9 protein-coding genes are annotated in these 13,606 nt (G+C 64.2%); 6 read left to right on the top strand and 3 right to left on the bottom strand.

Annotated features, from left to right (window positions below):
• Window positions 1-16 precede the first annotated feature (16 nt).
• The 5 genes from parE to KXR72_RS16355 all read left to right on the top strand — a co-directional run bounded on the left by parE (window position 17) and on the right by KXR72_RS16355 (window position 6,545).
• Window positions 17-1,903 (top strand): DNA topoisomerase IV subunit B, encoded by a 1,887-nt coding sequence (gene parE / locus KXR72_RS16375; RefSeq protein WP_437422156.1) that lies wholly within the window; start codon window positions 17-19, stop codon window positions 1,901-1,903.
• Between the two features lie 32 nt (window positions 1,904-1,935).
• Window positions 1,936-2,892, top strand: coding sequence for an esterase-like activity of phytase family protein (locus KXR72_RS16370; RefSeq protein WP_437422508.1), 957 nt, complete (start codon window positions 1,936-1,938; stop codon window positions 2,890-2,892).
• Complete coding sequence (locus KXR72_RS16365; protein ID WP_437422155.1) at window positions 2,889-3,416, top strand: retropepsin-like aspartic protease family protein; 528 nt, start codon at window positions 2,889-2,891, stop codon at window positions 3,414-3,416. Before KXR72_RS16370 ends, KXR72_RS16365 begins: the two co-directional genes overlap by 4 nt.
• Window positions 3,413-5,671 carry a DNA topoisomerase IV subunit A gene (gene parC, locus KXR72_RS16360; RefSeq protein WP_437422154.1) on the top strand — a complete coding sequence of 753 codons (2,259 nt, stop codon included), beginning with the start codon at window positions 3,413-3,415 and terminating at the stop codon, window positions 5,669-5,671. The genes KXR72_RS16365 and parC overlap by 4 nt, the downstream gene beginning before the upstream one ends.
• A 202-nt stretch (window positions 5,672-5,873) precedes the next feature.
• Complete coding sequence (locus KXR72_RS16355; protein WP_437422507.1) at window positions 5,874-6,545, top strand: PqiC family protein; 672 nt, start codon at window positions 5,874-5,876, stop codon at window positions 6,543-6,545.
• A gap of 55 nt (window positions 6,546-6,600) precedes the next feature.
• Here the strand turns inward: KXR72_RS16355 and KXR72_RS16350 are convergent, their stop codons facing one another.
• On the bottom strand, window positions 6,601-8,127 hold the full coding sequence (locus KXR72_RS16350) for an AhpA/YtjB family protein (protein ID WP_437422153.1): 1,527 nt from the start codon (window positions 8,125-8,127) through the stop codon (window positions 6,601-6,603).
• A 172-nt stretch (window positions 8,128-8,299) separates the two neighbouring features.
• Between KXR72_RS16350 and serB the strand changes: the two genes are divergently transcribed.
• A complete protein-coding gene (gene serB / locus KXR72_RS16345) occupies window positions 8,300-9,514 on the top strand; it encodes a phosphoserine phosphatase SerB (protein WP_437422152.1) in 1,215 nt (404 codons plus the stop codon).
• A 49-nt stretch (window positions 9,515-9,563) separates the two neighbouring features.
• Here the strand turns inward: serB and KXR72_RS16340 are convergent, their stop codons facing one another.
• Window positions 9,564-11,630: an EAL domain-containing protein gene (locus KXR72_RS16340; protein ID WP_437422151.1), complete on the bottom strand. Its 2,067-nt coding sequence runs from the start codon at window positions 11,628-11,630 to the stop codon at window positions 9,564-9,566.
• A gap of 62 nt (window positions 11,631-11,692) precedes the next feature.
• Window positions 11,693-13,498 carry a molecular chaperone gene (locus KXR72_RS16335; protein ID WP_437422150.1) on the bottom strand — a complete coding sequence of 602 codons (1,806 nt, stop codon included), beginning with the start codon at window positions 13,496-13,498 and terminating at the stop codon, window positions 11,693-11,695.
• Between the last annotated feature and the right edge of the window lie 108 nt (window positions 13,499-13,606).

The raw sequence follows: 13,606 nt of genomic DNA, 5'->3' as shown, positions 1-13,606 counted from the left end.
ACATCACGAGACGCCCATGTCGTATACCGCAGAAGCCATTGAAGTCCTCTCCGGTCTTGACCCGGTGCGCAAGCGTCCGGGGATGTACACCGATACCTCACGCCCCAATCACCTGGCGCAGGAAGTCATCGACAACAGTGTCGACGAGGCACTGGCGGGCCACGCCAGCTCTGTGCAGGTGATCCTGCACGAGGACAATTCCCTGCAGGTCATCGACGATGGCCGCGGCATGCCGGTCGATATCCATCCCGAGGAGGGTGTGTCGGGCGTCGAACTGATCCTCACCAAGCTGCATGCCGGGGGTAAGTTCTCCAACAAGAACTACCAGTTTTCGGGCGGCCTGCATGGCGTCGGCATTTCGGTGGTCAACGCCCTATCGACGCGCGTCGAAGTCACCGTCAAGCGCGATGGCAACGAGTACCGGATGGCCTTTACCGATGGCTTCAAGGCCAGCGACTTGGACATCATCGGCACCGTTGGCAAGCGCAACACTGGCACCAGCGTGAAGTTCTGGGCCGACCCGAAGTACTTCGATTCTGCCAAGTTTTCCATCAGCCGGCTCAAACATGTCCTCAAGGCCAAGGCCGTGCTCTGCCCGGGGCTTAAGGTCAGCTTCGAGGACAGGAGCACCGGCGAGAAGGTTGAGTGGCACTACGAGGATGGCCTGCGCTCGTATCTGGTCGATGCGGTCAGCGAATTCGCGCGTCTTCCCGACGAGCCCTTCTGCGGCAGCCTGGCGGGCAACAAGGAGGCGGTCGATTGGGCGCTGTTGTGGTTGCCCGAGGGCGGCGACAGCGTACAGGAGAGCTACGTCAACCTAATCCCGACGGCGCAGGGCGGCACCCACGTCAACGGCCTGCGCCAGGGCTTGCTCGATGCCATGCGTGAATTCTGCGAGTTTCGCAATCTGCTGCCACGGGGCGTAAAGCTCGCGCCCGAGGACGTCTGGGAGCGGATCGCCTTCGTGCTATCGGCAAAGATGCAGGAACCGCAGTTCTCCGGCCAGACCAAGGAGCGGCTGTCCTCGCGTGAGGCCGCCGCGTTCGTCTCGGGCGTCGTCAAGGATGCCTTCAGCCTGTGGCTCAACGCCCACCCTGAGCTCGGCCTGCAACTGGCGGAACTGGCCATCAGCAATGCCGGGCGCCGCCTGAAGGCGAGCAAGAAAGTCGAGCGCAAGCGCATCACCCAGGGGCCGGCGCTGCCCGGCAAACTGGCCGATTGCGCCGGGCAGGATCCGATGCGTGCTGAGCTGTTCCTGGTCGAAGGGGACTCGGCCGGAGGCTCGGCCAAGCAGGCGCGCGACAAGGAATTCCAGGCGATCATGCCGCTGCGCGGAAAGATCCTGAACACATGGGAAGTCGACGGCGGCGAGGTGTTGGCCAGCCAAGAAGTCCACGACATTGCGGTGGCGATCGGAGTCGATCCGGGCGCGACCGACCTGGCGCAGTTGCGCTACGGCAAGATCTGCATCCTCGCCGATGCCGACTCCGATGGGTTGCACATCGCCACGCTGCTTTGTGCGCTGTTCGTGCGGCACTTCCGGCCGCTGGTCGACGCCGGGCATGTTTATGTCGCGATGCCGCCGCTGTATCGCATCGACCTGGGCAAGGACATCTTCTACGCCCTGGACGAGGCCGAGCGCGACGGCATCCTCGATCGGCTGGCGGCAGAAAAGCGCCGCGGCAAACCGCAGGTCACGCGTTTCAAGGGCCTGGGCGAGATGAACCCGCCGCAGTTGCGCGAAACCACCATGGACCCCAATACCCGCCGCCTGGTGCAACTGACGCTGGACGACTTCGACGGTACGCGCGAGGTAATGGACATGCTGCTGGCCAAGAAACGCGCAGGCGATCGCAAGACCTGGCTCGAGTCCAAGGGCAATTTGGCGGAGGTCCTGCTGTGACGGCGGGCTGGGTGGCACGCCTCGCGCTCTGCATGGCACTGGTGGCACCGGCCTTGGCGGCTGAGCTGCCGACGGAGCTCACGCTCGTCAGCGAGCACGCTGTCGAGGGAATGGACGCCGGGCACCTGTCCGGTATGGCTTGGTGCGGCGATGCGTTCTGGGCGATTTCGGACCGGGACGATACCGGGCTGTATCGCCTCGACTCCGGTGAAAGCATCTGGCGCGCCGAAGCCGAGCGCTTCGAGTTGCCGCCGCCGCCGGATACAGGCTTATCGTGGGGCACGCGCATGCGGTCGCTGATTACCGGCTTGGTCCGCGGCGGTAAGATGGATTTCGAGGGGCTGAGTTGCGACCGGCTCGGTAACCGCTATCTCGTCAGCGAGGCCTATGCGGCGGTGCTCAGGGTCAACCCAGCCGGCACCGCAGAGTGGCTGAAACTGCCGGACAGCCTGATCCGCCAGGCGCGCGCCAGCGGCATGCTGCTGCGATTCAACGCCATGTTCGAGGGCATCACGGTCGACCCGGAGGCGAGTCGTCTGTGGCTGGCGGCCGAGCACAGCCGGCGCGGCCTCTTGGTGATGCACCACAATCAGAGCAGCTGGCAATGCACGGGCGGTTGCGTCCTGATGTCAGAGGGCGGTCGGGAAGCGCCGCCATCCGCCATGGAAGAAGACGAGCAGCCGCTGAGGTTCTCCGGCCTGGCCTTTCATAATGGCAAGCTGTACACGCTCGAGCCGGTGCCGCACCAGATCTGCCGGCGTCGGCTGGATACCGGGGCTGTCGAGCGCTGTTGGTCCTATGCCCAGACGGCACTTGCCGATACCCGTCGCTACGACACGCCGTTCGGCAATGCCGAGGCGCTGTGGATCGACGAGGAAAGCGCCTGGATCGGCATCGACAACAACCAGCTCACCCGCGCCGATGGCGAGCAGCGCCCGATCGTGTGGCGCCTCGCCGCGCCAAAGGGTGGCTGGGGTGCCAAGCAGTGAGCCAGCCCGCCGGCCGTCGGGCTGGCCGCGTCATGCTGGTGCTGGCCTGGGGCGCGGGGCTGTTCCTGGCGACCCGGTTTTTCGCTGAGTGGGAGCAGGGCCGTTACAACCCCAACCGTGAGCCGGTGTCGGTGGTCAACGGTCAGGAGATCGAGGTCCACCTTGAAGGCAACGTCCAAGGGCATTTCGTCGTCGACGGGCTCATCAATGGCGAGGCGGTGACTTTCCTGCTGGACACCGGAGCCACCGACGTCGCCATCCCGATGAGCACCGCCGAGCGCCTCGGCCTGCCGCGTGGTGCGCCGGTCGCCTTGCAAACCGCCAACGGCCAGACCACTGGTTACCGCACCGAGCTTGCGAGCCTGAGCCTGGGCGAGATTCGCCTACAGCGCGTACGCGCGATCGTCGCGCCGGGCTTCGAGGGTGACCAGGTCCTGCTGGGCATGAGCGCTCTCAAACAACTTGAATTCACACAGCGCGCCGGCACCCTGGTGCTGCGCCAACACGCCACGGATCGACCATGAGCGAAACCCTAGACCTGAGCCTGGACGGCGTGGAGCGCCGCTCGCTTGCCGACTTCACCGAGCAGGCGTACCTGAACTACTCGATGTACGTGATCATGGACCGCGCGCTGCCGCACATTGGCGACGGGCTCAAACCGGTACAACGGCGCATCGTCTATGCGATGAGCGAGCTCGGCCTGAACGCCGACTCCAAGCACAAGAAATCCGCGCGCACCGTGGGTGACGTGCTCGGTAAATACCACCCGCATGGCGACTCGGCTTGTTACGAGGCCATGGTTCTGATGGCGCAGCCGTTCAGCTATCGCTACACGTTGGTCGACGGGCAGGGCAACTGGGGTGCACCGGATGATCCCAAGTCGTTTGCCGCCATGCGTTATACCGAGGCGCGGCTGTCGCGCTATTCCGAGGTGTTGCTGTCCGAGCTGGGGCAGGGGACGGTCGACTGGGGTCCGAACTTCGATGGCACGCTCGATGAGCCGGTTACCTTGCCGGCGCGCCTGCCGAACCTTCTACTCAATGGCACTACGGGCATTGCGGTGGGCATGGCCACCGATGTACCGCCCCACAACCTGCGCGAAGTCGCTGCCGCCTGCGTGCGGTTGCTTGACGAGCCCAAAGCGACGGTCGAGCAGCTCTGCGAACACATCCAGGGCCCGGACTATCCGACCGAGGCGGAAATTGTCACGCCGCGGGCGGACCTGCTCAAACTCTACGAAACCGGACGCGGCTCCGTGCGCATGCGCGCCGTGTACCGCGTCGAGGACGGTGACATTGTCGTCACCGCGCTGCCGCATCAGGTGTCCGGCTCCAAGGTGCTCGAACAGATTGCCGCGCAGATGCAGGCGAAAAAGCTGCCGATGGTCGCGGACCTTCGCGATGAGTCCGACCACGAGAATCCCTGCCGGATTGTCATCATTCCGCGATCCAACCGGGTCGATGCCGACGAGCTGATGCAGCACCTGTTCGCGACGACCGAGCTGGAATCCAGCTACCGAGTCAACACCAACGTCATCGGTCTCGATGGCCGGCCGCAGGTGAAAAGCCTGCAGGTTCTGCTCAGCGAGTGGCTGACCTACCGCATCGGCACGGTCCGCCGTCGCTTGCAGTTCCGCCTGGATAAGGTCGAGAAGCGCCTGCACCTGTTGGAGGGCTTGCTCGTCGCTTTCCTCAACCTCGACGAGGTCATCCATATCATCCGCACCGAGGACCAACCCAAGCCGGTGCTGATGGCGCGCTTCGAACTGTCGGAGCTGCAGGCCGACTACATCCTCGATACCCGTCTGCGTCAGCTGGCGCGGCTGGAGGAAATGAAGATCCGCGGCGAGCAGGACGAGCTGGCCAAGGAGCGTGAGAAATTGCTGGCGCTGCTCGGCAGCGAAACCAAATTGAAGAAGCTGGTGCGCAAGGAGTTGCTGGAAGACGCCGAAACCTATGGCGACGACCGCCGCTCGCCAATCGTCGCCCGTGCCGAAGCGCGCGCCCTGTCGGAGAACGAGCTGCTGCCATCCGAGCCCGTGACGGTGGTCATTTCGGAAAAGGGCTGGGCGCGTTGCGCCAAGGGTCACGACATCGATGCCACGGGCTTGTCCTACAAGGCCGGCGACGGGTTCCGCGCCGCAGCTGTGGGGCGGTCGAACCAGTACGCCGTGTTCATCGATTCGACCGGCCGCAGCTATTCCCTCGCGGCTCATTCGCTGCCTTCCGCGCGGGGGCAAGGCGAGCCCTTGACCGGCCGTCTGACGCCGCCGCCCGGCGCCAGTTTCGAATGCGTGCTGTTGCCGGATGACGAGGCGCTATACGTTATCGCGTCCGATGCCGGCTACGGTTTCGTCGTCAGAGGGGAAGACCTGCAGGCCAAGAACAAGGCCGGCAAGGCGTTGCTGTCGCTGCCTGCTGGTGCCCGGGTCGTTGCGCCCCGGCCGTTGCGCAGCCGTGACCAGGATTGGCTTGCTGCCGTGACCACCGAAGGCCGCCTACTGGTGTTCCCCGTGCGCGATCTACCGCAGCTGGGTAAAGGCAAGGGCAACAAGATCATCGGTATTCCGGGTGATCGAGTGGCGAGCCGTGAGGAATACCTCACCGATCTGGCCATCCTGCCGGAAGGCGCCACTCTGGTTCTCCAGGCGGGCAAGCGCACGTTGTCGCTGCGGGCAGACGACCTGGAGCACTACAAGGGCGAGCGTGGGCGGCGTGGGAATAAGCTGCCGCGCGGTTTCCAGCGTGTCGATGCCCTGCAGGTCGAGTCGGCAGGCTGATCCGGCTTTGGCGGGAGGCTGGCTTCTGGCCGCGGTTTCACGGAAGATACCGTCCTTCGAAATTCACCTGCCCTCGGCTTAGCAGCCGGTGGCAATGTCATGCACCGCGGTTACGCGAGGCGCTCTGAGCGATTACCGCGTTCGAGCGCGTTGCCCTTGCGGTGTGAGGTAGAGAACGAACGTGCTGCGCTCCACAACCTTCATGCTGCTGGCCTGCGCCAGCCTCGCCGGTTGCATCACCCAGCAACCGGTCCCCATGTATCGTCTGGATAACGGTGCCGTGGAAGTGCCGTCCAAGGCCGAGGGCCCGTCGGTACTGCTGGGGCCGGTAACGCTCGCCGACTATTTGCAGCGCGATGCGCTATTGCAGCGTTTGCCTGATGGCAGCCTGGCCGAGGATGCGCAGCGTGCGCGCTGGGCCGGAAGCCTGAAAGGCGACATCGATCAGTTGTTGTTGCGCCAATTGGCGTGGCAGCTCAAGACCCAGAGTCTGGAGCTGAGCCCAGGCAGCAAAGGGTTTGCGCCGGACGTGCAGATCGAGCTGGAAATCACCCGCCTGGATTCAGGCCCGCAGCACCCGGCTGTGCTGGAAGCGCAGTGGCGTCTCTTGGATAAGCAAGGCAAGCGCCTCGGCAGCCGCCTGGTTCGCCTGCAGGAGGAGCATGCCGGCACCACCGCCGATCAGGTTCATGCACAAAGCCTGCTGCTGCAACGTCTGAGCGAGCTGATGGCGGTTGCTGTCGAGCCGATGCTGGTGGCCAAGGTTCCGGCCAAGCGCAGCCCAGCCAAGGCGCCAAGCAAGACCCAATCGAGCCCGCCGACCATTCCGGCGGTGGAGCCGATTCGGACCGATCTGGAAGTGTTCCGCTTCTGATCCACGCGCTGCGGCGAACCCGCAGCGCTTTTCCTTACCATTCAAGGGTGGCCGCTCAGGGCCGGCTGCGCAGCTCATGCATGCGCGCCAGTTGGCGCTCCAGCAGCGAAGGATAGGGTTCCAGTAGACGTTCTACGCAGCAGGCGCCCTCGGGGCTGGCGATCGGGCGGATACGTGCGCGCTGACAGATCAACTCGTCCTCGCCGATGGTGCGCTCGACCAACAGCAGGTTGCGGCTGTGCTGTGACAGGGCCAGCGCGGCCTGCGCTGGCGCGCTGAGCAACAGGTCGCCCTGGCTCAGGTCGTAGAGCTGATCGCCCTGGGTCAGGCCTAATTGGAGATGCAGCGTGATGCCGCTGTCTGCGACCTCGATCTGCAGGGCGTGGCCCAGCGCACGCATCAGCTCGCCACAGCACAGTGCGTGCGTCAGGTAGTTCTGCTCGTCGTCCTGACTGTGGAAAAGCATCAGGCTGCTGCCATCGGCCAGTGTGTGCAGTTCGGCTTGATAGAGCGTGGCGGCTTGTTGCAGGCAAACACTGTAGCGCTGCAGCAAGTCGGTCAGCCGTTCACGCGGCAAGCGGCGCAGCTGCTCCTGGGCGCCTAGCTGAATGGCCAACACGCCGCTCTTGCCAGCAGGCGTTGCGGGGGCGACTGTCGTCGCCGGTTGCGGCGTCGGATGATCCACACCGAGCGGCGGTGAGTCGTCGAACGGGTCGAACACCTCGTCGTCGGAGAGCGCTGGCGTGCGGTCCTCGTGATCGAAGGCAACGGCGATGTCGTCGTGTTCGAGCGTCTCGGAATCGACGCTCGATGCGTTCGACGGGACGTCGAAATGGGCGGAGTAGAGATCCTGCAGGCTTTCGTCCAGCTCGATCTCCGGCTCGGGTGCTTCCGGTACCAGCCGCGCCTGTAGCTGACGCGCCAAGTCGCCGATCTCGTCCTGTCGGCCGGCACCGGGCGCGGGGTCGTCCGGATCCCTCAGCCACAGGCGAAGCTGCATCAGCGGTAGCGAAAGCTGCCGCCCCAGGCGCATGCTCAGGGTCAGCGTCAGGGCAAGAAGTATCAGGCTCAGCAAACCCATGCTCTGCAGGCTGATGGTCATCGGCTGCTGGAACTGGGACATGTCGAGGTTGATGCGCAGATGGCCGGCAATCACCTCCTGGAAGCTGATCGGTGTCGAGTAGAGCCCTTCCTCGTCGCCGAGCAGGTTGCGCTGGGGCCTCGCCCCGGATTCGGCGAGCACCTTGTTGTCGACGCTATAGATCGCCGCGTGCGCTACCAGTGGGTTCTTTACCAGGTTGCTCAGCAGTACGTTGAGGCTGAGGATGTCATTCGCGACGAGCAGGTCGGTCGCCGAGGCAGCCGTTTGCGTCATCAGGCTCTGGCCGAGGGCGTCGGCCTGCTGTTCCATGGCGTGTTTGAACTGCATGCCCATGACCCAGGCATAGATGATCAGCGCCAGGGCAACCAGCAGAAGCGTATGGCTGGCCACACGCAGCACCAGCGGAACACGTCGCTGGCGCAAGGCCCGGTAGATCAGCAGGAAGAAGTTGTCGGGTTTGACGGATGCGGGCCGGTTCACAGAGCGCGGCTCTACTCTTGAGGAAAGTGCCGCGCAGTATACGGAAACCGAGGTGGGGGCTGAAGGTCTCGTGTCCATAGCTGACGAATTGCAACGCCTTGCCGTGCGGGTGGGTCGGCGCGCCGTTGAGCTGTTGTAGAATGCCGGCCTTCTTTGCCATGGGAGCTGCGCCTTGCGCGAAATCGTCCTGATCAACATCACCGGGGAAGACCGCCCGGGCCTGACCGCGGCAATCACCGGCGTGCTCGCCCAGGGCGGCGTTAATATTCTCGACATCGGCCAGGCGGTGATCCATGACACCCTCTCGTTCGGCATCCTGGTCGAGATTCCCGATACCGAGCGAGCCTCATCGGTGCTCAAGGACGTGCTTTTTACCGGCTACAAGCTGGATCAGCAGGTGCGTTTCACCCCGGTTGCAGAGGACGACTATCGGCACTGGGTGGCCGGCCAGGGCAAGCCTCGCCACATCGTTACGCTGTTGACGCGTAAGGTCACTGCCGAGCAGTTGCAGCGGGTGAGCTCGATCACGGCCAAGTACGGCTTGAACATCGATCACATCGACCGGCTCTCCGGTCGCCAGGCGCTGGACGTGCCAGCAGACGCGAGTAAGGGCTGCATCGAGTTTTCCGTGCGCGGCGAGCCTGCCGACACCGCGGCGCTGCGTGCCGAATTCCTGAGCGTGGCCCAGGAGCTCAACGTCGACATCGCCTTCCAGCGGGACTCGGTGTTTCGCCGCAACCGCCGGCTGGCTGTCTTCGACATGGACTCGACGCTCATCGAGGCCGAAGTCATCGACGAGCTGGCCAAAGTGGCTGGGGTTGGCGAGCAGGTATCTGAGATTACCGAGCGTGCGATGCGTGGCGAACTGGATTTTCGCGCGAGCTTCCGGGAGCGTCTCGCCCTGCTTAAGGGCTTGCCGGAAAGCGCGCTGGCTGAGGTCGGCGCCGGGCTGCGCCTGACCGAGGGGGCTGAAGTGTTGTTCGCCGAGCTCAAGCGGTTGGGCTACAAGACGGCGATCCTCTCCGGTGGGTTCACCTACTTTGCTCGCCAGTTGCAAGCTCGGTTGGGTATCGACTATGTCTACGCGAATGAACTGGAGGTCGTCGATGGCAAGCTGACCGGTGTTGCGCAGGAGCCGATTGTCGACGCCCAGCGCAAGGCTGACTTGCTGCGTGATCTGGCCGAGCGTGAGGGCCTGCGGCTCGAGCAGACCATCGCGGTGGGCGACGGGGCCAACGACCTGCCCATGCTTGGCCTGGCTGGCCTGGGGGTCGCTTTCCGGGCCAAGCCGCTGGTCAAACAGTCCGCCAAGCAGGCCATCTCGACTCTTGGTCTGGACGGTATCTTGTATCTGCTGGGTTTCCGAGACCGCGAAGGGCTGGACTGAGTGACGAGAAGGGCGCCTGGTTGGCGCCCTTTTCGTTTGCGCGTTGCGCTTATTCGTCGTCGGACGAGAAGTTGTAGTCCATCGACTGGCTGGGGCCTTGCAGGTACTGCCCCTGGATGTAGCCAACGCCCGCCTGCCAGAGCGTGGCAAGCACGGTGGCGCTGTCGACGAACGGAACCACGGTCTGCTTGCCTTGCTCGTGCAGTTCGGCCAGCAACGCCTTCAGCGCTTCCTGGTTCTCCTGGTGGCTCAGGTCCTGGGTGTAGGAACCATCGATCTTCACGAAGTCGATGTTGAGGTGCTTGAGTGCATTGAACGGGTTGAGCACGCAGCCAAACTGGCTCAAGGCCAAGCGGCAGCCGAGCGCGACCAGCCCCTGCCCGAGTGCCTTGGCCTGCTTGAGATAGGCCACCGCATCGTTTTCGTCGATCTGGAACACCAGCGAGTCCGGCGGCAGGCGTGAAGCTTTAAGGGCCACGCTCAGCCAGGGCAGAAGTGTGGCGTCCTGCAGGCTGGAGCTCGACAGATGAAGGAACAGGCGAGTGCTATGTCCCTTGCTGCGATGCTCGGCGAGCAGCTTGATCGAGTTGAGCAGGACCCAGCGGTCGATGCGGGCGGCCAGGCCGGCCTCTTTCGCAGCGCCGAGAAACTCGCCGGGTGGCACCTCGACGCCCTGTGGGTCGAGTAGGCGCAGCAGCACCTCGTAGTGCTCATGGCTGTCGCCGCGCAGGCTGATGACGGGCTGGAACAGCAAGCGGAAACTGTTCTGTTCCAGCGCCTGCTGGACCATGGCGATCACCTCGCCACGGTTGGCCGCGGCCGCCAGTTCGTCGGCTGGATTGTAGATGTTCAGTGCGTTGCCGTCGGTCAGCTCTTCGGCGCAGCGATGGGCTCGATCGATCACTTCGCGCGCCTTGGCGGTTTGCTCGTCCAGCGCGGCGACACCGATGCTCAGCGTTGCCTGGACGGTGCGGCCATCGATTTCGAACAGGTGGCTTTCGACCTTGCGCAACAAGGCGGCCAAAGGCTGTTCCAACTGGCCCGGCGTGGCGTCCGCAACCAGCACGGCGAAGGCGTCGTCGCCGAAGCGGGCGAGTTGCGCCTTGCCTTCGAACTGGGTACGCAGCATCTGCGCAAGTTCGGCGAGCACGCGATCGGAGTTGCCCAGGCCAATGTCGGCTTGCAGGCTGGCGAAACGATCGACGCGCAGGTAGGCGAGGCTGCCCCGCTGGCCGGCATTGACCGCGCGTTCCACGGCACTGTCGAGCAGCTCGAGAAAATGGTTGCGGTTGTGCAGCCCGGTGACCAAGTCCTGGCTGCTGATCTCGCGCAGTTTCTCCAGTTCGGCATTGTCGCCTTCGGCACGAATCACGACCTGGATGCAGGGTTCGCCATCGTAGCTGGCGGGGGAGAAATGCATGCTGGCCTTGAAGTTACCGCCATCGGCACGCACGCCGCCGCAGTTCAGCTCGGCGCTGCCCTGCATGCTCTGGTAGTTCTTCAGGAAGCTTTTGAAGTCGGCCTGGTCGCAGGAAGCAATGAGGTCGATCATCGGCATGCCTTCCAGCTCCTCGACATCCTCGTAGCCGAACAGCTCGAGGTAGGCGCGGTTGGCGTAGATGTGCATGCCGTCGTGAACATAGGCGATGGCGTCGACCGAGCTTTCCAGTAGCAGCTGGCAGCGCTTCTCCGCCTCGCGCAGGGCCAGTTCGGCGGACCGGCGTGCGCGGCGTTCGTCCAGGTGGCCCAGTTCGCGATTGGCGACCAGTACCAGCCACTCGTCCTCACCCTGGGGGAGTGCGCGCTGGGCACCGAGCATCAAGGCTTCGGTGATAGCTTCGGCATCGTTGCCCTCGATCAGTTGAATGATCGGGATGTCCTTGCCGTGCTTGCGCACCGCGGCGATGGCTTCGCTGGGGTCCAGGTTCTCGCTGGCAGGCGCAGTGATCAACAGGTCCCAGGTCTGCTGGAGCGCATCGACCAGGTCTTCGCTAGACGTGAGTCGATGAACCCGCGTCGCCTGGCCGGCATTGCGGAACAGGCTGACGAGTCGCTCGGCTTCATTCTGCGAATCTTCAAGGATCAGCAGGCGGATGGTCTTTTTTTGCGGGGCCATGGACTGCAGCTTTAGAACGCGCCCCGGGCGGCGCGTAGGGCTAGAAAACGGTGAGCCGCAATCTACAGCGACTTCCAGAGCGAGTCAAAATCTTCAATCCCGCTAGCAGGCTGGCTTCCCCGGGCTGTGACCGGGGTCTCCTGAGCGTCCGTGGAGGCACCGATGAGCTGGTACTCGAACTGGTTGTAGCTGTTCGAACTCGCCTGGCGATGGCCGAGCATGGCGCGATGCTCTTCGCCGTTCTGGTTGACCTGAACCTTCTGGCCCTCCTGAAACGGCAGCCGCGGGACGATCAGCGCCGCGGACCTAGAGATGACTCGAATTTCCGGTAGCAGCAGGGCGCGAAGATACTCGCTGCCCTGGTCGACCTTGCGCAGCAGGCGCACGCCGCACGGCTGGGCGTACGGCGCGATGAGCTCGACGCCCATTTGCGGCCCGCTCCCACGGACCTGGCGGATCCAGCGGACCACCGCGATGCTCCAGGCCTGGCTGTTGCCGTCCTGCAGGCCAAGCAATTCACCGGTCTGAAGCTGCGCGGGCACGTCGTCTGGCCAGGACAGGCAGAAGCCGCCAGGGCTGTGGTTGACGAGCTGGACCCGGTAAGTAGGGTACGGGCACTCGGCGGGTTGGTCTTCCGAATCGGAGCGGGTCTCGGTGGTTGAGACGAACTCGATGTGCTCGGTCGGCAGCAGCTCCATGCCCGAGCTGGACGTCGCGTCGAAAGCGGTAGACCAGACGTCCGGCGCGGCGTTGTTCAGCTTGAAGACGGCCGAACGCGTGGATTCGGGGCGCTTGAGCAGGTCAGCGAACAGGCGCCGGCCAGAGAGGAAGTAGTGCAGGGCCGTCATGCCAATGCAGAGGTCGACGTGCCCCTGCGCGGAGGTCCGCTGGAAGCTGCGCTCCGAGACATCACCCCAGGCCGCGCTGACATGCTGCATGAGGTCGAGGCTGAGCCCATCCGGGATCACCAGGCCGGGCGGCGGGCGGGTGTCCGGGGTGGCATGCAAATGCTTGCGCAGGGATTCGACCAGTTGCTGCGGGTCGATGCCCAGCAAATAGGGCAGCTCGTCGGTGCTGAACATCGAGCGATAGCGCGGTGGTGCGTCGGTGCGGGTGGAGACGGCAAATAGCGTCGGTCCTTGCTGGACCGGCTGTAGCCGCACGAGCCGGCTCCAGGGCTCCATCACCTCGGCGAGGCGAGCGATATTCTGCTGGCGCATCTGGTTGCAGCGCGCGCTGCCCATCATCAGGGCGACGATGTAGCTCTGTTCGGCGCTCAGCCCTTCGGTCTGGTACGCCAGGTCATCGCGTACGACGGTGCGGTGTACGCCTTGCTCTACGGCGATGGCGTACAGCTGATGTAGTTCGAGCCATAGCCCATCGGGCGTCGGGTTGTACAGCTGGGTGGAGCGGACCAGGATCGCGCAGAGCGTATGGATGGCGCGTTGAAGTGCAATGGTCAGCAATGGCAATCGATCGCGACCGGTCTGCGACGCCAGGTCGACGGCAATCAGTTTGTAGCCGATCGCCAGGTGGTTTTGCAGCGCCTGGCAGAGGCTGGCGACCTTGCGCGGCCGTTCGCTGAGCACGATGGGCTGGTTCAGGTAGTAGCGTTCGAGTTGACGGCAAACGTAATGGATTTCCGGGCGGAGGACCTCGAGCAGCTGCAGGCGACCCTGATTCGAGGTGCGTAGCTGGTTGAGTTCCAGCATGGCCTGGTAGAGCAGGCGCGCGGTTTCGCCGAGGTTCGCCTTGGGCAGGCCCCCCAGCCAGCGCTTGAGGTCGCGCACCGTGGGCTCGCAGAACGACAACCCCTGCCGATCAGGCTTCGGCACGCGCAACAGCAGTGGTTGGCTGTGGTTTTCCACGCTACAAACTCCGCGATTTGGCCTGTGGCGTCAGGCCTCTTGAAACTTTAGCAGCACTCCTGTGCTCAAGCCTGTCCTGTAGTGTCATTGTGCAATCATGCGCTGCAT

The organism is Stutzerimonas chloritidismutans (assembly GCF_051486945.1).
Classification (GTDB): Bacteria; Pseudomonadota; Gammaproteobacteria; order Pseudomonadales; family Pseudomonadaceae; genus Stutzerimonas; species Stutzerimonas chloritidismutans_B.
The sequence above is the reverse complement of the archived record's forward strand: the minus strand, read 5'-3'. Positions and strand labels throughout refer to the sequence as shown.